This is a genomic window from Buttiauxella sp. (assembly GCF_049686335.1).
GTDB lineage: Bacteria > Pseudomonadota > Gammaproteobacteria > Enterobacterales > Enterobacteriaceae > Buttiauxella.
Window position 1 is genome coordinate 38,747 of sequence record NZ_JBAVHX010000026.1, and the last position, 19,878, is coordinate 58,624.

A 19,878-nucleotide genomic window follows, 5' to 3' on the forward strand; every position below is an offset into this window, starting at 1 on the left:
GCACCGATGCTTACCACGCAAAATTTATCTTTTGGCTATCAGGATGAACCCGTTCTGCATGACTTAACCTTCGATTTTGGTGCGACTCCGGTGACGGGCATTGTTGGCAAAAACGGCTGCGGGAAATCCACGCTGTTTATGAATCTCAACGGCGTGTTACGCCCCAAAAGCGGCGCGGTGTTATGGCAGGGTAAACCCCTGAACTACAGCAAAAGTGGGTTGATTGAGCACCGCCAGCGCGTCACCACCGTCTTCCAGGACCCGGAGCAGCAAATCTTTTATACCGATATTGACAGCGATATTGCGTTTAGCTTGCGAAACCTTGGCGTCAACGAAGCCGAGATTGCCCGCCGTGTAGAACAGGCGATTCAACTGGTCGATGCGCAGGCTTTTCGCCATCAGCCGATTCAGTATTTAAGTCACGGGCAAAAGAAACGCGTGGCGATTGCCGGTGCGCTGGTGATGGAAGCCGACTACCTGCTGTTAGACGAGCCGACAGCGGGGCTTGATCCTGCCGGACGCCAGCAAATGGTCGGGATCATCGCCCGCATTGCGGCGCAAGGTAAGCATGTGGTGATCTCAAGCCATGATATTGATTTAATTTATGAAGTTTGCGATGGCGTGTATGTTCTAAAAGACGGCAAAATTATGGCCTCGGGCGAGCCAGGCGACGTCTTTAGCCAGGCCGAAATGCTGCACGATGCCGGGCTGGTGCAGCCGTGGTTAGTCAAATTGCACAGTGAACTGGGATTCCCGCTGTGCAAAACCGAAACTCAATTATTCAACGCCTTACGCGTTTCGAAGGAAGCTTTATGAGCCTTGCAATCATGATCCAGGGTACCGCGTCAGATGTGGGCAAAAGCATGCTGGTGGCAGGGCTGTGCCGGATTTTTGCCCAGGATGGACTGCGCACCGCCCCGTTTAAATCTCAGAATATGGCGCTGAATTCTGGTATTACGCCGGATGGCAAAGAGATGGGCAGGGCGCAGATTTTCCAGGCTGAAGCGGCGGGGATTGCCCCCGATGTGCGCATGAATCCAGTGTTGCTCAAACCAACCAGCGACTGCAAAGCGCAGGTGGTGCTGATGGGCAAAGTTGCGACAAATATGGATGCGGTCACTTATCACAATTATAAACCGCAGCTGAAAACACAAATTCGCGAGGTTTACCAAAGCCTTGCGGCAGAGCACGACGTGATGGTGCTGGAAGGCGCTGGCAGCCCGGCGGAGATCAATCTGCGCGACCGGGATATCGTCAATATGGGGATGGCGGAACTCGCTGAATGTCCGGTAGTTCTGGTGGCGGACATCGATCGCGGCGGCGTTTTTGCGGCGATTTACGGCACCATTGCGTTGCTGCTTGAACATGAAAAATGGCGCGTAAAAGGGGTCATCATCAATAAGTTTCGTGGTGATGTCGCGCTGCTTTATTCCGGTATCGAACAAATCGAGGCGTTAACCGGTGTGCCGGTTTTAGGGGTCATGCCGTGGCTGAATGTTGATCTGGAAGATGAAGACAGCGTGGTGCTGGAGCGCGGCAAATACGATTCAGTGACGCCCAAAGCGCTGGATATTGCGGTGCTGCAACTGCCGTATATGTCGAACTTCACCGATTTTAATGCGCTGGCGGCACAACCGGATGTCCGCCTGCGTTATGTCACCAGACCCGATGAGCTGGAAAACAGTGACCTGGTGATTGTACCGGGGAGTAAAAATACTCTTGGCGATTTGCGCTGGCTGCGAGAAAACGGCATTGAGCAGGCGCTACTTACGCACCATCGCCGCGAGGGTGCAGTGCTGGGGATTTGCGGCGGTTATCAGATGCTCGGGCAACATATTTACGATGAAGTAGAATCCGGGCTGGGCGAAATGCCGGGCATCGGGCTGCTGGATGTTGTCACGCGTTTTGCCAGCGAAAAAACCACCACCCGCGTGGCAGGACACGTGCAAACACCGCTGCCAGGCGTGTTTTCCGCAAGTTCAGGCACAGCGCTTCAGGGTTATGAAATCCATATGGGCGAGACGCAGCGCGGAGAAAATACCGCGCCTTTTGCGACGTTCACCGAGTGTAATACTCAGCCTTATCAGAATCTTGACGGTGCAGTCAGCGCTGATGGACGCGTGCTGGGTACCTATCTGCATGGCCTGTTTGATAGCGGTGAATTTACCCGCAGCCTGCTGGACAGTTTGCGTCTGCGCAAAGGGCTGAACGCGTGGGAAGGTGAGCGTTTCAACTATCAACAACATAAAGAACAGCAGTTCAATATCCTGGCGGACGCGATGCGCGAGCACATCGATATGACGCGGATATACCAGATTATGCGCGAGCATCAGGAGCCATCGGCATGAAATTAGTCACGGGTGGCGCCCGTAGCGGGAAAAGCCGCCACGCAGAACAGTTGGCGGCAAGTCACGAGCGCGTGCTGTATATCGCCACCTCGAAAATCTTCGATAGCGAAATGGCGCAGCGGATCCAGCATCACCGCGACAGCCGCCCGACGCACTGGCGTACCGTCGAACAATATCGTGATTTAAACACCGTGATTACGCCGCAAAACGACGCGCAGGAAACCGTACTGCTGGAGTGTATTACCACCCTGGTAACCAACGTGATGTACGACGCGGCCGGGGAAAAACCCGAAGACGAGTGGGATTTTGCTGTGATGGAGCAGGTGGTGAATCAGCAAATCGACATTTTGCTCGCGGCCTGCGCGGCAAGTCCGGCGGAAGTGATTTTGGTCACTAACGAAGTGGGAATGGGCATTGTGCCGGAAAATCGCCTGGCACGGCATTTCCGCGATATTGCCGGACGCGTCAATCAGCGTCTGGCACAAAGTGCCGATGAAGTCTGGCTGGTGGTCTCAGGGATAGGAGTAAAAATTAAATGATTATTCGTTTGTTCTTCGCCACGTTGCAGTTTATGAGCCGCATTCCGGTGCCGGTTCGTTGGGCTGAAGGGATTGAAACTCATCAGTATGTGCGCGGCATTGTCACTTTTCCGTTTGTCGGCCTGCTGCTGGGGGCGTTAGCCGGTGTGGTATTTACGCTGTTGCAGCCATGGGCAGGATTGCCGCTGGCGGCACTCGGTTACGTACTCGCCCTTGCGCTGCTGACCGGTGGTTTCCATCTTGATGGCCTGGCCGATACTTGCGACGGAATTTTCTCCGCTCGCACGCGCGACCGGATGCTGGAAATCATGCGTGACAGCCGTCTCGGTACGCACGGCGGGCTGGCGCTTATCTTTGTGATTGTGATGAAAGTGCTGGTGGTGAGCGAGCTGGCAATACGTGGGGGCAGCATGCTGGCGGTATTAGCCGCCGCTTCCGTAGCCGGTCGCACCGCTTGTGTATTGATGATGTATCGCCACCAATATGCCCGCGATAAGGGGCTGGGAAACCTGTTTATTGGCAAAGTGACGGGCACGCAAACCTTCCTGACGCTGCTCGGCGGGGCGGCGTTGTGTACCATTTTACTGCCAGCCAGCGGGCTTATCGCACTGGTAATCACCGTGCTGGCGATATTTGGTCTGGGCGAGATGCTGCGCCGTACCCTCGGCGGGCAAACGGGTGACACGCTGGGTGCGGCGATTGAATTAGGCGAGCTGGTGTTTTTGTTGGCGCTGTTACGTTGATTTGTCGGATGACGCTGGCGCTTATCCGACCTACGGTTTGTATTTCGTAGGATGGATAAGCGCAGCGTCATCCACCATTTTGTCCGGTATTTCGTAGGGTGGAAAAGCGCAGCGTCATCCACCATTTTGTCCAGATTTTGATAAGGCTCTAAAGAGAAAAAAATGCAAACACTGAACTCCCTTTTGGCAATGATTTCCCCGCTGGATAGCGAAGCTATGGCGCGCGCGCAGCAACACATTGATGGGCTGCTAAAACCGTTCGGCAGCCTTGGGCGGCTGGAATCGTTAGCGGTGCAACTGGCGGGCATGCCGGGGATGAAAAATGGCCTGAACACCCAACGTAAAGCGATCCTTGTGATGTGCGCGGATCACGGCGTGTATGCCGAAGGCGTGGCGATTTCCCCGCAAATTGTAACGGCTATTCAGGCGATGAATATGACCCGTCACAACACTGGCGTATGCGTGTTAGGCGCAACCGTCGGTGCAGACATTCATGTGGTTGATGTCGGCATTGATAGCGATGCATTACCAGGCGTGCTGGATATGAAGGTGGCGCGTGGCAGTGGCAACATTGCACAGGGCCCGGCGATGAGCCGCGAACAAGCTGAGAACTTACTGCTGGCGACCATGAAACTCACCATGGAAAAAGCTGCTGAAGGCGTGACGCTATTTGGCGTTGGCGAATTGGGTATGGCGAACACTACCCCTGCGGCAGCGATGGTCAGCGTGTTGACCGATAGCGCGCCTGTTGATGTGGTCGGGATGGGGGCGAACTTCCCAGCAGAGCAGATGAGCCACAAAATTGCCGTGGTGTGTAAAGCGATTGAAACCAATCAGCCGGATGCCAAAGACGGCATCGATGTGTTGGCAAAAGTGGGTGGTTTTGACCTGGTGGGGATGACCGGCGTGATGCTCGGTGCCGCTGCCGCAGGTCTTCCGGTGGTGCTGGATGGTTTCCTGTCGTATGCCTCGGCCCTCGCGGCCTGCCAGATTGAGCCAGGTGTGCGTGATTACTTAATTCCGTCGCATTTGTCTGCTGAAAAAGGCGCGGTGATTGCGATGAATAAACTGGGGCTTGAGCCGTATCTGCAAATGGGAATGCGCCTTGGCGAGGGGAGTGGTGCGGCGCTGGCGATGCACCTGGTGGATGCGGCCTGTGCGATGCACAATAATATGGGCTCGTTGGCGGAGAGTAATATTGTGTTGCCGTCATGATGACGGGTGCATTCATGGGATGAGTTTTATAAGTCCGCGATGGTTCCGTTCACTGAACGCTCAGTGAACGGAACCATTGCCAGTTCGCAAAATTCTCTACGAGAACGGCTGCTCCAGCCTGGATCAGCGAACCTTAACCAACGTCCGCCCCTGAATGGCATTATTCATAATGTCATCAGCAACTTGCGGCGCTTGCTCAAGCCCGATCTCCGTCGTCGCCATCTCATAGAAACTCTCTGGCAGCAAATCAGCCAGACGTTTCCACGCAGCGATACGGCGCTCCAGCGGTGCGCTCACCGAATCCACGCCTTGCAGACGCACGTTACGCAGAATAAATGGCATCACCGTGGTTGGCAGAGAGAAACTACCCGCCAGGCCGCAGGCGGCGACACAACCGGAGTAATTCATCTGTGCCAGCAGTTTAGCCAGCACATTGCCACCCACGGTATCGACCGCACCGGCCCAGACCTGTTTTTCCAGTGGGCGTGTTTCGGCAAACTCGCTGCGTGGCAGAATGCGGCTGGCACCCAACTGACGCAAATAGTCGTGCCTGGACTCGCGGCCAGACACCGCCACAACCTGGTAGCCCAGAGCGTGGAGCAGGGCGATGGCGGTGCTGCCTACGCCACCGCTGGCGCCAGTCACCACCACCTCACCACTTTCAGGCGTCACACCCGCATCTTCGAGAGCCATCACACATAACATCGCGGTAAAGCCCGCGGTGCCGACAATCATCGCTTTGCGCGCCGTTAAACCTGCCGGTAATGGCACCAACCAATCGGCTTTCACCCGTGCCTGCTCGGCAAGGCCACCCCAATGGTTTTCGCCCACACCCCAGCCGGTCAACACCACTTGCTGGCCTGCGCTAAATGCGGCATCGCTGCTGGTGTTAACGCGGCCGGCGAAATCAATACCTGGCACCATCGGGAAGTTGCGGATGATTTTGCCTTTGCCGGTAATGGCCAGCGCATCTTTATAGTTCAGGCTTGACCACTCAACATCGACAAGTACATTTCCCAGGTCTTCGGCGGGCACGGCGATTTGCTTGATTTCTGCCTGAGTCTGGCCATCAACTTGTTCAAGTACGACTGCTTTCATAGTAAATCCTCATTCTTTGAACCGAGTGTTTCGGTTGAGATGTTTCTAATGCTCAACACGGTATACCCGAAGCCGGTGAGAATAAAGAACACCGAGCCAATCCTGCGAAATTACCTGCTTTTTTATAGGTCTATAAGATTTTCCTATTTTAACTTTTGACCCTGCTCCTCGTATGTTTGAAACAAAAGTTTCTAACTGTTGTGACAAAAGTTTCACAACTGCCCGCCGGGCAAATCTGACCACCTTTGAGGAGATAAGCATGCGTGTCATTCGACTAACAACCGCTGTAGCCCTGGTTCTGGCAAGTGCGCATGCGAGCGCCGTGGATAAACTCAAACTGCAACTCGACTGGATGCCAAATGGCGGCGACAAAGCCTTCGTTTTTGTCGGCGTACAGGAAGGGTTTTATGCCGAAGAAGGCCTGGATGTCACTATTCTTCCTGGCCGTGGCAGTAGCGATACGTTGACCAAAATTGCCTCTGGTGCGGCGGATATTGGCACCGGTGGCATCGCTTCTTTAATGATGGCGCAGGCGGAAGGTGGCATTCCGGTGAAAGCCATCATGAGTATCTACTCAAAACAACCGGACGCGATTTACACCTGGCAGGGAAGTGGCGTCACCGACATGAAAAGCCTGAAAGGGAAAACGCTCGGCATTCCAACCTTTTCTGCGTCTAACGCGCTATTGCCCATCATGCTGCAAAACAACGGCGTGGATCCCGACAGCGTAAAACAGATCAAAGCTGACCCTGGCACGCTGGTACCGATGCTGGCGCAAGGGCGGGTGGATGGCGTGGTGGTGTGGTCGACAAACCGTCCAGGTGTTGAAGCCACGCTGACGCAGGTTGGCAAAAAACCACTTGAGCTTGCGTGGACGGATTACGGTCTTGATGGCTATGGCTTGTCGTTCTTTGCCTCCGATAAGTTGATTAAAGAGAAGCCAGAAGTCGTGGCGCGCTTCCTGCGGGCGGCGAAAAAGTCTATCGAATTTAGCCTGGCGCATCCGGACAAAGCCGCTGCCGACCAGAAAGCGATGGTCCCGGAAGCTGATGTCGCGCTGTTGGAAGCTGAATTCAACGTCACAAAACCGCTTATCACCAACGAAATCAGCCAGCGTGACGGGCTCGGGCAGTTCGACCCCACGCTTCTTAAACACACCTGGGAATGGGTGGCGAAATCGATGAAATATCCGCTTGATAAAGTGGATCCGGAAACACTGGTCGACCGCACTTATCTTGCTAAATAGTTATTTCGCCAAATAAGGGAATGCCATGCAGCCTGTAATCGAGTTGAGTCATGTAAATCAGACATTTATATCCGCAGATGGTACCCAGGTTACGGCTCTGGATGAAGTGAATCTGACCCTCCGCCGCCATGAGTTTGTCTCGTTTATTGGCCCGTCAGGCTGCGGGAAATCGACCATTTTGCGTTTGATTGCCGGGCTGCTGAAACCGAGCAGCGGGACGATTTCGGTGTATGGCAAACCGGTGACCGAACCGCGTGATGAAATGGGATTTGTGTTCCAGAAACCGACCTTGCTGCCGTGGCTGACAGTATTGGATAACATCACTTTTCCGATGAAACACAAATATGGCCGCGTGGATGCGAAAGACATTGCCCGCGGACATGAGCTGCTGGAGATGACGGGCCTGACTCAGTTTGCTGGTAAACGTCCGGCGGAGTTATCGGGTGGGATGCAGCAGCGTGTTTCCATCGCCCGTTCATTGCTGCATGACCCGGATATTTTGCTGATGGACGAGCCGTTTTCCGCACTCGATTCTCTGACTCGCGATGAAATGAGCTTTGAATTGATGCGCATCTGGAACGAACGTCCGAAAACGGTGCTGTTCGTTACCCACTCGATCCAGGAAGCGCTGCTGCTATCGGATCGCATTGTGGTGATGAGTGCACGCCCGGGCCGGGTGAGTGAAATTATTGATGTGCCGTTAGTGCGCCCGCGAGATGAAGAAACGCTTAATCATCCGCTGTTCCATGAGTTGACGACCCAGATCCGCAATAAAGTCTTTAGCCGCCGCAAGGAGCCTGCATGAAAGCGTTTCTGGAACGATACATCGCACTGCTGGCGCTGGTTGTGGCGGTTGCCGTGTGGGAAGGGGCGTGTCGCCTGTTTGCCATTCCGGTGTTTATTCTGCCGTCGCCGTCAGCGATTTTTAACTCGGTCAGTACGCTGGATGCAGGACGCTGGCTGACACATATCCTGGCAACACTGAGTGTGGCGCTGAGTGGCTTCCTGCTGGCGATTGTGATTGCGCTGCCGCTGGCGATTGCCATTGTCAGCTCAAAATTGCTCGCCCGTCTGGTGCTGCCGTGGCTGATTGTTATTCAGTCGACACCCGTAGTGGCGATTGCGCCCATTATTGTCGTCACGTTAGGTTCCGGCATGCTGCCACGGGTGGTTATCACCACGCTGATATCCTTCTTCCCGCTGGTGATTTCCACGGCCACAGGGATGAATTCTGTGCCAGCTGAATTGCTTGAACTGTCGAAAACCCTGCGTGCGCCGCGCAACCGCGAATACTGGCAAATCCGCATGCCTTACGCGGTGCCGTATATCTTTAGTGCCCTGAAAGTGGCTATTACGCTGTCAATTATTGGCGCGGTAGTGGCGGAATTTGTCGCCGCGGATCAAGGGCTGGGATACCTGATTTTATTCAGCACCTCATCGTTCAAAATCCCATTGGCTTTCGCCAGCCTGTTCTTGCTGGTGGTGTGCAGTCTGACGCTGTATGGGCTGGTGAGTTGGCTGCAACAACGGCTGTTCCCGTGGAGTATCGACGCAAAATGATGCGCAGGTCGGATAAGCGCAGCGTCATCCGACAACACAGCTTCAGAAATATGGAGAAAATATGTCAATTAAACGTGGGCCAGGGCCGAGTAAAGAGCAGATTTTACGTCACTTGCGCCGTTCCAATGCAGTGGCGCAGCGAGCCATTGCGCTTGGGCATCACCCATTCGGTGCAGTGTTAGTGGCGCCGGATAACGAAACCGTCTTGCTTGAGCAGTGTAATATCGACACCGTAAACCACGCGGAATCGACTCTGGCACGGATTGCTGCGACGAATTATACGGCCGATTATCTCTGGCAATGTACGTTGTATACCGCCGTCGAACCCTGCTGTATGTGCGCCGGGACCGCGTACTGGGCAAATATTGGGCGCGTGGTGTTCGGCATGTATGAGAGTCAGTTACTGGAGGCGACCGGTAGCCATGAAGAAAACCCGACCATGAGCGTTTCGTCGAAATATGTTTTTGAACATTGCCAGAAGCCAGTGGAGTTAATTGGCCCGGTGCCGGAAATTATTGAAGAGACGCGTGCGATGCAGCAGGCATTCTGGTCTACACGGTAAAGGGGTGAAAAGGGTGGAGGCATCCACCCTGTGATACTTAGCTCTGCAAAGGCAACGTGGTTAAACAGGTCTGACTGTTTTCATGCGTGGCAATTGGCGCACTGGCTTTTTTACCCTGATAACTCACTTCAATCTTGCCTTCAATATTGCGCGGTAACCAGATGCCGACAAAACCATTCGCATGGCTGGTCATACTTTTATGCACCAGCACGTTGCCACTATTATCAGTCACTTTCACATCAAATGGCGTATTGGCTAACTCCCCCCGGCAACCTGACAGGCTGTGATTCTGACAAGGATGAGTTTGGGTCAGATAAGGGGCGAACGACAGATAGAACTTGTCGCCCAGAGGATAGCTAAACTGCTGTTTACCATCAGACAATTTCAACTCAGTACTGGTTACCCCGGCGTTATACGCCAAAGGACGCGCCGCTGGTGAACTGTCGATGGCTTCCACCATTTGCTCGGTAGTTTTGCCCGCTAAACCATGTGCGGCGAGAAAGTCTGCATCCGACTGTGCGGCGATTGCACTGCTACTGATACCCAGTGCCAGCAAAGCGAAAAGCATATTGCGTTTCATTGATAAACCCTTTGTGAAAGATAAAGTTGGCTGCCGCAGACTCTAAACCTTACCGTAAGGGGAGGGTCAAAAGGATATGCAATTCTTTACAGAAAACAGGGATATTATTGACTGCATGACGAGCACATCGAGACGGGTATGTCACTGTGCAACAAAGTAATTACCTTTGGAAAACAACTCGCATTTGGCTTTTATAACTGCGGATGGCTTAAAGGGCGTATTTTTCTGAGTTGAACATGTCTGGGTATTGGCTCTGAAGGTCGACTTTGTGCGAGGAGCGGATGTTGCTGGTAGGTTGGCAAAATGAGTAGCGGGATATAGCACAGTCACTATCGCTGTAAATAAAAACATGTTTTAAAAAACAGTATTGACCTTAAATCTCAAATGAGTAAATTAGTACTCAGCAGCACAATGAAAGTGGTTAGTAAGTTAGTGAATAGAAAGAAGTTTGGGGAAACCATTTTGCTATACAGGCCACGAAGTTTGTTGTTTGGGATGTAGTTTGTTTTCAGGCCTTGTAGTGATTGTGCTGGTTCGCAAAATGGTAGTGTTAGCGCGACGATGTAAGGCCTTGTTTTTTTAGTTGATGCTGACGGTTTCGTTTGTTTATGGTAACCGTATCAGTAACGGGCAACGCATCAAAGAGTATATGTCGCGATGGGGGATGTGCTTGTTTAGGTTGCCACGCTTAGGTTCTGAAAGCGCAGGCAGGTGTATGACGAGATAAATAGAGGGAGGCTTTTTAGTATTAATGCCCAATATTATCTGTAGTAAACGGGTACATTTGAAAGCAGTATAAATAGCAGTATCATTTTATTAAGTCCATTAATGTTAAATCTGAAGTCTGAAGTACCTTAAAAGCCCTGGCTGCAATGGTCAGGGCTTTTAAGATTACTCCCTCCTTTGAATTGTAAGTTCTCCCAGCAAATCATTAATAAAACTAACCGTGATAAATTCCCAAGATGAGCCCCCGATGCCTTATCGGTTTGGCTGCGCTTAATCAAGGTAACGCCCTCCTTGTTAAGGTTAGCGTTGCATCAAACAAATGACCTCACAGCTCAAAGCAGACCGAAAGCGCGTTTGCTGACATTTCGTGACAGAAGCTGAATTCAACAGGATAACAACGTCTAAAAAAAGGTTTTAACTTAGCTGCCATTATATTTTTAATGTATCAATGACCACTCGCAGGGCAGGTGAGACGTTTCGATGAGGATAATAGAGGAACAACCCCTCCATTCTCAGGCTGTAACGCTGCAAAACCCTGATAAGCGCACCACGTGCTAAATCATCAGCAACCAGCTCAACAGGAATATATGCCAGCCCCAGACCCAGCCGGGCAGCTTCTGCTTCCATATAGCTGTCAGATAAGACCCATTGTCCCTGAGGTCGGTGAATGACTTTTTTATCGTCCTCATTGAGTTCCCACTGGTACAGATTTCCGTCGGCAAACTGATAGGCAATACAGGGATGAATCGCTAAATCAGCTGGGGTTTGCGGAAAACCGTAACGACGAAAATGCTCTGGGGTAGCGACAATGGCCATTTCCATATCAGGTGTAATTCGTACCGCGACCATCCCGTTACCCACTTCAGGTCCCAGGCGGACACCCGCATCGAATCTCTCCTCGATAATATCGACGAACCGGCTCTCATTCATCAGCTCAAGCCTGATATCAGGATAGTGCTGTTTAAATATCGCGAGCTTTGGCAAAAGGCATTTATCAATAGCGTGCTGGCTGGCATTGATGCGAACCGTGCCGGAAGGGGTCTGACGATAATGTGCCAGTGTGGCAAGCCCAAGATCTAATGCATCAAACCCAGACTCTGTCGTCCGGTAGAGTTGTTCCCCCGCTTGTGTCATTGAAAGCTTACGCGTGGTGCGTACCAAAAGCTGGACACCCAATCTTTCTTCAAGCTCACGAACAGAACGACTGATCCCCGATTGAGCAAGCCCAAGCCGTTGAGCTGCAGCGGTAAAACTGCCCTCCCGTACCACCTGCATGAACAGGTAAAGCTCATTATAGTTTTCCCTTTTCGCCATCGATTAATTCTCCTTGTTACTCCAACCTGAACATTTATTTATAACAATACGGTATTAATCCTAGCAATTATTACCCACTAATCAGCATTAATTTTGCTAACTACAATGGGCTTTACGAAACAAAGTACCGCAGCGTTGTCCGTATTAAACCTGTGTCTCTGACTTGTTTTTCATGGGGATTTTTCATGACTATTCTTACCAGAAAACTGAGAAGCGCTATGCCTGCCATGCTGCTATTCGCCTCATTAAGTGGAGTGACGACAATGAGTTATGCTGATTTAACCAATCCGAATGCTCCCGTTTCAATGATCAATAAATGGGATAAGACCTTCGCAGAGAGCAATAAAGTCGATCACCGGAAGGTATCATTTCAGAACCGATATGGGATCACATTAGTAGGTGATCTTTATATTCCAAAAGATCAGGGCAATCGCAAGCTTGCTGCTATTGCGGTAAGTGGGCCTTTTGGTGCGGTTAAGGAGCAATCCAGTGGTCTGTATGCGCAGACCATGGCTGAGCAGGGGTTTGTTACGCTAGCCTTCGATCCTTCCTACACGGGGGAAAGCGGGGGTTATCCACGTAACGTCGCATCACCGGATATCAATACAGAAGATTTTAGTGCAGCAGTTGATTTCCTTGGATTACAAAAAGAGGTGGACCGCGACCGTATTGGCATACTCGGCATCTGCGGTTGGGGTGGTATGGCGCTGAATGCGGCGTCAATGGATACCCGTGTTAAAGCGGTCGCGACTAGCGTGATGTATGACATGAGCCGGGCGATGGGTCATGGCGTGGGCGATGGCAAAGATCGTTATTCAACCGCCGATCGCCGTGCCGTACTGCAATATCTAAATGAACAGCGCTGGAAAGATGCGGAAAGCGGAACGTTCGCATACGGCGGCCATGATATTAACGTCGACAGCAACGGCAAGGTCAGCGCGGGCGAGCGTATTCTGCCAGAAACGTTACCAGCAGATCCTCATCCGATACTGAAAGAGTTCTTTGATTACTACCGCATGCCTCGCGGTTTCCATGAGCGTTCCGTTAACTCGACCGGTGCATGGACTGCGACTATGCCGCTGTCTTTCATGAATATGCCGCTGCTTAGCTATGCGAATGAAATCACTATCCCGACGCTAATCGTGACGGGGGAGAAGGCGCACTCACGCTATTTTGCCGAAGATGCTTTTAAAGCCGTCGGCAGTAAAGAGAAAGAGCTGATCGTTGTCCCCGGCGCAAACCATGTTGACTTGTATGACAATGTCGCCGGCAAAATACCTTTCGCGCAGTTTAAAGCGTTTTTCAAAAAAAGCTTAAAGTCATAACCTGAGTCGAAACGTGTTAAAGGCCACCTGCTTCTGGCAGGTGGTTTTTATGCTCGACTCCGCCCGGCGATGCCTGAACAGGACCGGGGAGATATTCAGAGATACTCCTAATGAACACACTGAACCAAACAGCACCGCGCGAAATAGAGCCCGCTTACTGGGGCGGCATTTTTGCCATGACCCTGTGCGTCTTTGTTTTGATCGCATCAGAATTTATGCCCGTCAGTCTGCTAACGCCTGTTGCCCGCGATTTGGGCATTACCGAGGGGCTGGCAGGTCAGGGGATTGCCATTTCCGGCGCGCTGGCAGTCTTGACTAGCCTGACCATTTCTACTCTTGCCGGAAATATGAATCGGAAATACCTCCTGCTGGGCATGACGGCACTGATGGCAATATCGGGGATCATTATCGCAATGTCCTCCAGTTATCAGGTTTATATGGCAGGCAGAGCCCTGATTGGCATAGCGATCGGTGGATTCTGGTCATTGTCCGCTGCAACGGCTATTCGCCTTGTGCCACAGCATCAGGTCTCCCGTGCGCTGGCTATTTTTAACGGGGGTAATGCTCTGGCGACAGTAGTGGCCGCACCGCTGGGTAGTTACCTGGGGGCAACCATCGGATGGCGCGGATCCTTCTGGTGCCTGGTCCCCGTCGCGGTAGTGGCCTTTATCTGGCAGTGCTTTAGTCTGCCCGGCATGGACGGCAATAAAAAACCATCGTCACGCGGATCCGTATTCCGCTTGTTCAGCCGTCCTGTTATCTCCATGGGTATGCTGGCCTGCGGCCTGTTCTTCATGGGGCAGTTTGCGTTATTTACCTACGTGCGCCCGTTTCTGGAGACGGTAACGCGGGTAAATACCTCCGGCTTATCCCTGATCCTACTCGCCATGGGTGCGGCGGGTTTTGTTGGTACGCTGATTGTCTCCACATTGCTTGATGCGAGATTTTACCCAACGTTGATGACTATCCCTATGTTGATGGCTGCCATCGCCATAATCTTAATTCTGACAGGGCAAAGCGTCCTGGTTGTAGCACTCCTGTTAGGGCTCTGGGGCATGCTTGCAACTGCTGCACCAACGGGATGGTGGACATGGATTGCGCGTACGCTTCCCGAAGATGCGGAAGCGGGGGGCGGGCTGATGGTCGCCGTGATTCAGCTCTCTATTGCACTGGGTTCAACGGCTGGTGGCGTTGTGTTTGACCACCTTGGCTGGCAGAGTGTTTTTGCAATGAGTGGCGTGTTACTGCTTAGCGCTGCCATCCTGACATTCTTCACGTCACGGATAAAAGCGACCACGCTTTAGTCAGGCGCAGCCCCAGGCTCGAGAAGGGTAAGCGTTATGTTTTTGGGTATCCAGTCAGCAGGAATACCGACGTCATCAGTAGAGGTAAAGTCATCAGAGTCGATTGACGGGGCATTAAAGTCCCTTATTTATTATTGTTGCAAATAGCATCCACACTGCCCGTATTGCACCTTTACGACAACGTTGTCCAGGTTTTGATTATCATTGAAATAAAAATCTCACCGAGCCTGGAATGACTAAGCCTCCGTGTTCGATTCTGTAACATATGACCCGGTGTATTTTTCAGCTCTATCTACCGCTCCTTGCTCTAAGTGGAATGTGCCTGTCCTACGGTCGGCTTAGTGCCAAAGGCGGACGTTGATGCTTTGTGTCAATCCAGACGGTGAATGCGGTTCGTTTATGATAAAAGGAGTATCTGTGTAGTGATGCCTGAAACCTGAAGGAGTCGAAAATGAGAACTCAGAAGCGATGTATGGGGTATGTGGCCATAGTTGTTGATGACTATGATCGGGCAATTGAATATTACACGGAGAAGCTGGGCTTTACCCTCGTTGAGGATACACCGCAGCCGGGAAAACGCTGGGTCGTGGTTACACCTAACCCGGAAAGCGACTGTAATATACTTCTGGCTCGAGCCTCAAACGAAAAGCAGGAGGGCTTTATTGGTAATCAGTGTGGCGGCAGGGTATTCCTTTTCCTTCAGACCGATGACTTCTGGCGGGACTACAATGCTATGAAGGCCGCAGGCGTTCAATTCTGCGAGGAGCCACGTGAGGAAGAGTACGGGACGGTGGTTGTATTTGAAGATCTCTACGGAAATCGCTGGGACTTATACCAGAACAACTAATTTTCAAAAGCGCCGTAGGGCGCTTCTTTAGCTTCAGTTAGGTATTCTTGATTTAGAGTAAATACGCTCATATTGATTGTCTCAGCCATTCACTCTGTGTGAGAGAAAAAAGCAGGCTAGGCGGCGCGTCTTTCACATCATAAATCTCTTTTATGTATTGCAACCCAGCTTTTTGAAGAACTTTCTGCGAAGCCAGGTGGTCTCCTCTTACTACGGCAGATATTTCATTCAGCTTTAACTCACCAAATCCATATCTGACTGAGTTTTTCGAAAACTCTGTCGCCAGACCTTTTCCCCAAGCCTCTGTGGCGAAACGATATCCTAAGTTATTAATTAAGATATCTGCATAACTGCTGATGCTCAGACCTCCAAAACCAATGATTCTTTCAGGACTATCCTGCAAAGAGATTGCCCAGTTTCCAAAACTGTGAGTTTCCCAGTGATTGATCCAGCGAGTTAAAACATTTCGAGCATGCTGTATGTCAGGATATGCTCCTGCGGGGTTAAAGGTATTCGTAGCCGGGTCGCCATAAATTCTGAAAAGGTCATTCAAGTCAGATGTAGTTACGGGGCGAAGATGCAGTCTGGTGAGTTGTAGTTGCAAAACAATTTCCTAAATAATGAGTTCATTAGGTTAGTTATATAATTGTTTTTATAGTTAGGGAAAGCAGGTTCGCAACATTTCATCGTCAATGCCAGCTTATAAATTCGAATGTCGCTATGTCCGTTCATAGCTCATAGCTGCCCAGGATTTTCTAGAGGCAGCTCCGTGCCAAAAGCGGACATTAACAAGGCGGGATATCTCGCAGGCTCTCATAGACAAATTAAAATCAGGCTAGCGTGTAAACTCAAGCGGGATCTCAACCTTCAAGCAGTATCCTCTCCAGGAGAACCCGGATGTTTACTCATATGCGTATTGCCAAACCCGTCACCAATCTTGAAAAATCTTTTCTGATGTACAGCCAGGGACTGGGTCTGCATAAAATTGCTGAATTCAACGATCATGACGGTTTCAATGGAATAATGTTAGGGCGAGAAGATTTGGGTTGGCACATAGAATTCACCTTTTGCCATTACCATCCCGTTCAACCGTTGCATACTGAGGAGGATTTACTCGTTCTTTATTACCCGGATGAAAATGAATGGATGCATGCCTGCGAAAGAATGACTGATGCTGGTTTCAGAATGACAAAGTCATTCAACCCTTACTGGGATGTGAACGGAAGGACATTTGTTGACCTCGACGGATATAGGGTGGTTATCCAGAACAAGGTGTGGGCATAAGCCCTGGGTTGCTACGGCTGCTGTTATATATACGGTATTGTTGGTGGGATTGATTGCCCGCGCTGAGGGATGTCCTACACTTCACCAGATTCAAGGGTTTCAAGAAAATCATTAATATTGATTGATGAGTAAGTTTTATCTATTTGTATTAATCAACTAGCAAAGTGAAACTGAACACCCATTTTCTTCTGGAGAAAACATCATGCAACGCTATTCCGCTACTGTTCATAACGAAGGGGCTGAAATTGCTTATGACGTCGAAGGCGAGGGGCCGTTACTGTTACTGGTTGTCGGAGGTAATGGTGACAGCCGCCGCTTTACCGCTTTATCTGCACAACTCGCTGACCGCTATACCGTAGTGCGTTACGACCGGCGCGCTAATTTCCGCAGTACTGGCGATACCCAGGCTGAACTGGACATGGCGCAACAGGGTCGCGATGCCGCTGCTGTTATCCGTGCGCTGGGCACTGAAAAGGCGTTTGTGTTCGGCAACAGTGCCGGGGCGAGCATTGCTTTGAAACTGACACAGGATCACCCGCAACTGGTCAGGGGCCTGGTCGATCATGAACCTCCCATTACTGACTTTCTGCCAGAGCCTGAAGCTGCATCCTGGCGACTGTTTTTTAACCGCGTGTACGACACATATAAAGCAGACGGCGGTGCCGAGGCGATGAAGTTGTTCAACACGGTATTCGTCGGCCTGGACTTAAACGCCAGTGCTCCGGGTGATCAGGGGAGTGCGTATGACCGTTTCCTTTCACATGAATTCAACACTATCAACAGGTTCGTCCCTGACCTGGCAGCACTGCGCAACGGCGGTGTACCGATGGTGACCGCCCGGGGGCGCACTAGTGGTGACGCGTTTTATGCTCTGACCGCGCGTGAACTGGCACGAAAATTACCCTGCCCATGTATTGAAGTCAGCGGGCATCATCTGGGCTATGCCACCGACCCGGCACTGTTTGCCGAGGAATTGCATCAAATCCTGGTTTCACTGAGGAAATAACACCCGAGACGTTGTTCAACCTGTAAAGAGACCGTGTTTCCGGGTGTGGTTGAGGTAGGCAATCACGGCGGCACTCGGTTCTTCTTTACGACTGACCATCATCAGGTTAGCTGCCAGCTCTTTCGAATCAAGAACCCGATAAATTACTCCCGGGATCGCCACCTGTGCTAGTGGAGCTGGAACCAGGGCAATACCCAACCCGGCTCCGGCCATGGCGAGGACGCTGAGTGAACTGGATATCCGATAGGCAATATGCAAAGAGTCTCCAAGCAATTTCTGGAGTTGCCTGTCCAGTTGAGAATCTGCGTCATTGATTGCGTACATAATCAGAGGCTCATGAGCCAGCATATCTACCGTCAGGATCTCTTTATCGGCGAATCTGTGCTCGCTGGACATCACCACGGCCCGTCCCCATTCCCCCACTGATTCGTAGACAAGGGTTGAGTCATGATCCGGATCGTAATCAGGCATATAACCCACATCCAGCGTACCGTTCTGGATAGCTTCCTGTTGCAGTTGCGGCGCCAGCTCCTGGCAAATCAGCTCGGCATCCGGATAGTCATTATGAAAAGAGCGAATATCCTGCATCAGTCTTCCACTGAATACGGCATTACCGGCAAAACCAATTCGCACCCGGCCTGTTTCACCGCGAATGGAACGTTCCACAGCAAGACGGGTATGTTCGACTTGTGCCAGCGTGCGCGTCGCTTCGGCCTGCAAAAGCTTACCGGCTTCGGTCAGTTCAACACGTCGGCTGGTACGAATTAACAATGGCCCACCCAACTCCGCTTCAAGAGCTTTGATCTGCATGCTCAATGCGGGTTGAACAATGTGGAGCCGTTCTGCTGCACGGCCAAAATGCCTTTCTTCTGCGACAGCTAAAAAATACTTCAGGTGACGTAAATCCATATAACGCTCCATTAATCAGTAAAAATGATTAATCAGTAAAGTCTATATATTTGAGCTTATCTTACTTTGCGTCCAGACTGAATCCAGTCAACTAAACAGGAACTCAGAACATGCAAAACCAACTACAAGACCGCCAACAACTTAATGACCTGATCAATGGCTGGATGCACCGTGACCTGGGCGAATGGGATCAGCTGCGCGAACTGTTCCACCCTGACGGCACGATTGAAATTACCTGGTTTGAAGGGCTGGGAAGCGACTTTGTTGATGGTTCAATGCGTATGGGTAGTTCTGATCTGCGCACTAAGCACCTTATTGCTTCTCCTGAGGTGACGTTCAATGCAGCCGGAAATAAAGCAATCCTGCAAACCAACGCAATCATCATTGCTGAGAACGTCAAACTGAATATTGGTTGTGAGTGCCACAACCGTTTTGTCGACATGGCAGAAAAACGCGACGGCGTGTGGAAGTTGTTCCATCGTCAGAGTGTTTACGATATGGGTACCTTCACCTTCCCGTTAGGCCCGGTGGAAATTGACCAGGCGATTGTTGCGAAGTATCCGCGTGAATATGCCTCACTGGCCTATTTACTGGAGCTGAGCGGGTTCCCTCTTGGGCGAGTATTTGCGACTCGCGGCAGCAGTCTGGAAGCGAAAATGAAGGTAGAAGCTAAACGCTGGTTGGCTGCCTGATCCAGACTCTTTCATTCTTACTGAAAAACGGAGGTAAAAGATGGTCCAGAGAATCGATGTGCATTCACGCTTTCTGCCAGAATGCTACCGTGCAGCCCTTGCTGCCGCGGGTCATTCGAAGCCATCAGGGATGCCTGCTATTCCTGAATGGAATGTTAATGAACACCTTGAAATGTTGGACCGCAACCAGATTGGCAGCGCTATCCTCTCTGTCTCTGCACCTGGTGTTCATTTTGGCGACAGCAAGGCTGCCCGCGACCTGGCGCGTAATGTGAATGAAGAAGGGGCCAAAGTCGCGCAGGACAAACCCGTTGTTTTGGTATGTCTGCCACATTGCCGCTTCCGCGACAGCTTAATGCCTTGCTGGAAATAGCCGATCCGAAACATATCTTGTACGGCAGTGATTACCCTTATACACCGGAGGCGCTGGTCACCACGCTTGCTACACAACTTGACGATAGTTCCCAGCTGACGGATGTGCTACGCGCCGATTATATGCGCAATAATGCACTTACTCTGTTCCCACGATTTGCGTAATGTGGCTTGTCTGGCTTTTTAGCATCCATCCTTATAAGAAGTC

Annotated in this window: 22 protein-coding genes; 17 read left to right on the forward strand and 5 right to left on the reverse strand. The window is 51.3% G+C overall.

Going from position 1 to position 19,878, the window contains the following annotated elements:
* The first annotated feature begins 6 nt into the window (after positions 1 to 6).
* The 5 genes from WBL83_RS17035 (at position 7) to cobT (ending at position 4,845) form a co-directional block, all read left to right on the forward strand.
* A complete protein-coding gene (locus WBL83_RS17035; protein WP_424590265.1) occupies positions 7 to 816 on the forward strand; it encodes an ATP-binding cassette domain-containing protein in 810 nt (269 codons plus the stop codon).
* Positions 813 to 2,348, forward strand: coding sequence for a cobyric acid synthase (locus tag WBL83_RS17040; protein WP_424590266.1), 1,536 nt, complete (start codon positions 813 to 815; stop codon positions 2,346 to 2,348). The genes WBL83_RS17035 and WBL83_RS17040 overlap by 4 nt, the downstream gene beginning before the upstream one ends.
* The gene (cobU, locus tag WBL83_RS17045; RefSeq protein WP_424590267.1) at positions 2,345 to 2,887 is read left to right on the forward strand and encodes a bifunctional adenosylcobinamide kinase/adenosylcobinamide-phosphate guanylyltransferase; all 543 of its coding nucleotides are present in this window, start codon (positions 2,345 to 2,347) and stop codon (positions 2,885 to 2,887) included. Before WBL83_RS17040 ends, cobU begins: the two co-directional genes overlap by 4 nt.
* On the forward strand, positions 2,887 to 3,630 hold the full coding sequence (cobS, locus tag WBL83_RS17050; RefSeq protein WP_424590297.1) for an adenosylcobinamide-GDP ribazoletransferase: 744 nt from the start codon (positions 2,887 to 2,889) through the stop codon (positions 3,628 to 3,630). The genes cobU and cobS overlap by 1 nt, the downstream gene beginning before the upstream one ends.
* Before the next feature lie 162 nt (positions 3,631 to 3,792).
* Positions 3,793 to 4,845, forward strand: a complete 1,053-nt coding sequence (cobT, locus tag WBL83_RS17055; RefSeq protein WP_424590268.1) for a nicotinate-nucleotide--dimethylbenzimidazole phosphoribosyltransferase — start codon at positions 3,793 to 3,795, stop codon at positions 4,843 to 4,845.
* Between the two features lie 123 nt (positions 4,846 to 4,968).
* Here the strand turns inward: cobT and WBL83_RS17060 are convergent, their stop codons facing one another.
* Positions 4,969 to 5,943, reverse strand: coding sequence for an MDR family oxidoreductase (locus WBL83_RS17060; protein WP_424590269.1), 975 nt, complete (start codon positions 5,941 to 5,943; stop codon positions 4,969 to 4,971).
* 259 nt (positions 5,944 to 6,202) lie between these two features.
* Between WBL83_RS17060 and WBL83_RS17065 the strand changes: the two genes are divergently transcribed.
* The 4 genes from WBL83_RS17065 (at position 6,203) to WBL83_RS17080 (ending at position 9,311) form a co-directional block, all read left to right on the forward strand.
* Positions 6,203 to 7,189, forward strand: a complete 987-nt coding sequence (locus WBL83_RS17065) for an ABC transporter substrate-binding protein (protein WP_424590270.1) — start codon at positions 6,203 to 6,205, stop codon at positions 7,187 to 7,189.
* Between the two features lie 25 nt (positions 7,190 to 7,214).
* Positions 7,215 to 7,994 (forward strand): ABC transporter ATP-binding protein, encoded by a 780-nt coding sequence (locus WBL83_RS17070; RefSeq protein ID WP_424590271.1) that lies wholly within the window; start codon positions 7,215 to 7,217, stop codon positions 7,992 to 7,994.
* On the forward strand, positions 7,991 to 8,749 hold the full coding sequence (locus WBL83_RS17075) for an ABC transporter permease (RefSeq protein WP_424590272.1): 759 nt from the start codon (positions 7,991 to 7,993) through the stop codon (positions 8,747 to 8,749). Before WBL83_RS17070 ends, WBL83_RS17075 begins: the two co-directional genes overlap by 4 nt.
* Positions 8,750 to 8,810: 61 nt before the next feature.
* Positions 8,811 to 9,311: a nucleoside deaminase gene (locus tag WBL83_RS17080; RefSeq protein WP_424590273.1), complete on the forward strand. Its 501-nt coding sequence runs from the start codon at positions 8,811 to 8,813 to the stop codon at positions 9,309 to 9,311.
* Positions 9,312 to 9,348: 37 nt separating this feature from the next.
* Here the strand turns inward: WBL83_RS17080 and cueP are convergent, their stop codons facing one another.
* On the reverse strand, positions 9,349 to 9,891 hold the full coding sequence (gene cueP / locus WBL83_RS17085) for a copper-binding periplasmic metallochaperone CueP (RefSeq protein ID WP_424590274.1): 543 nt from the start codon (positions 9,889 to 9,891) through the stop codon (positions 9,349 to 9,351).
* A gap of 1,155 nt (positions 9,892 to 11,046) precedes the next feature.
* The gene (locus WBL83_RS17090) at positions 11,047 to 11,931 is read right to left on the reverse strand and encodes a LysR family transcriptional regulator (RefSeq protein ID WP_424590275.1); all 885 of its coding nucleotides are present in this window, start codon (positions 11,929 to 11,931) and stop codon (positions 11,047 to 11,049) included.
* Between the two features lie 185 nt (positions 11,932 to 12,116).
* Here WBL83_RS17090 and WBL83_RS17095 point away from each other — a divergent pair, with 185 nt between their 5' ends.
* The 3 genes from WBL83_RS17095 to WBL83_RS17105 all read left to right on the forward strand — a co-directional run bounded on the left by WBL83_RS17095 (position 12,117) and on the right by WBL83_RS17105 (position 15,407).
* Entirely contained in the window at positions 12,117 to 13,256 is a 1,140-nt protein-coding gene (locus WBL83_RS17095) for an alpha/beta hydrolase (protein ID WP_424590276.1), read from the forward strand.
* 110 nt (positions 13,257 to 13,366) lie between these two features.
* Positions 13,367 to 14,560: an MFS transporter gene (locus WBL83_RS17100; RefSeq protein ID WP_424590277.1), complete on the forward strand. Its 1,194-nt coding sequence runs from the start codon at positions 13,367 to 13,369 to the stop codon at positions 14,558 to 14,560.
* Positions 14,561 to 15,011: 451 nt separating this feature from the next.
* Complete coding sequence (locus WBL83_RS17105) at positions 15,012 to 15,407, forward strand: VOC family protein (protein WP_424590278.1); 396 nt, start codon at positions 15,012 to 15,014, stop codon at positions 15,405 to 15,407.
* 67 nt (positions 15,408 to 15,474) lie between these two features.
* Here the strand turns inward: WBL83_RS17105 and WBL83_RS17110 are convergent, their stop codons facing one another.
* Positions 15,475 to 16,011: a GNAT family N-acetyltransferase gene (locus tag WBL83_RS17110; protein ID WP_424590279.1), complete on the reverse strand. Its 537-nt coding sequence runs from the start codon at positions 16,009 to 16,011 to the stop codon at positions 15,475 to 15,477.
* Positions 16,012 to 16,304: 293 nt separating this feature from the next.
* Between WBL83_RS17110 and WBL83_RS17115 the strand changes: the two genes are divergently transcribed.
* Together WBL83_RS17115 and WBL83_RS17120 are read left to right on the forward strand one after the other, a co-directional pair.
* The gene (locus WBL83_RS17115) at positions 16,305 to 16,691 is read left to right on the forward strand and encodes a VOC family protein (protein WP_424590280.1); all 387 of its coding nucleotides are present in this window, start codon (positions 16,305 to 16,307) and stop codon (positions 16,689 to 16,691) included.
* 202 nt (positions 16,692 to 16,893) lie between these two features.
* Positions 16,894 to 17,697 carry an alpha/beta fold hydrolase gene (locus WBL83_RS17120; RefSeq protein ID WP_424590281.1) on the forward strand — a complete coding sequence of 268 codons (804 nt, stop codon included), beginning with the start codon at positions 16,894 to 16,896 and terminating at the stop codon, positions 17,695 to 17,697.
* Between the two features lie 15 nt (positions 17,698 to 17,712).
* Here the strand turns inward: WBL83_RS17120 and WBL83_RS17125 are convergent, their stop codons facing one another.
* Positions 17,713 to 18,606 carry a LysR substrate-binding domain-containing protein gene (locus tag WBL83_RS17125; RefSeq protein ID WP_424590282.1) on the reverse strand — a complete coding sequence of 298 codons (894 nt, stop codon included), beginning with the start codon at positions 18,604 to 18,606 and terminating at the stop codon, positions 17,713 to 17,715.
* 110 nt (positions 18,607 to 18,716) lie between these two features.
* Here WBL83_RS17125 and WBL83_RS17130 point away from each other — a divergent pair, with 110 nt between their 5' ends.
* The 3 genes from WBL83_RS17130 to WBL83_RS17140 are packed head-to-tail and all read left to right on the forward strand — an operon-like array spanning position 18,717 to position 19,835.
* Positions 18,717 to 19,298 (forward strand): nuclear transport factor 2 family protein, encoded by a 582-nt coding sequence (locus WBL83_RS17130; protein ID WP_424590283.1) that lies wholly within the window; start codon positions 18,717 to 18,719, stop codon positions 19,296 to 19,298.
* Between the two features lie 40 nt (positions 19,299 to 19,338).
* Positions 19,339 to 19,671 (forward strand): hypothetical protein, encoded by a 333-nt coding sequence (locus tag WBL83_RS17135; RefSeq protein ID WP_424590284.1) that lies wholly within the window; start codon positions 19,339 to 19,341, stop codon positions 19,669 to 19,671.
* Entirely contained in the window at positions 19,620 to 19,835 is a 216-nt protein-coding gene (locus WBL83_RS17140) for an amidohydrolase family protein (protein WP_424590285.1), read from the forward strand. Before WBL83_RS17135 ends, WBL83_RS17140 begins: the two co-directional genes overlap by 52 nt.
* Positions 19,836 to 19,878 lie beyond the last annotated feature (43 nt).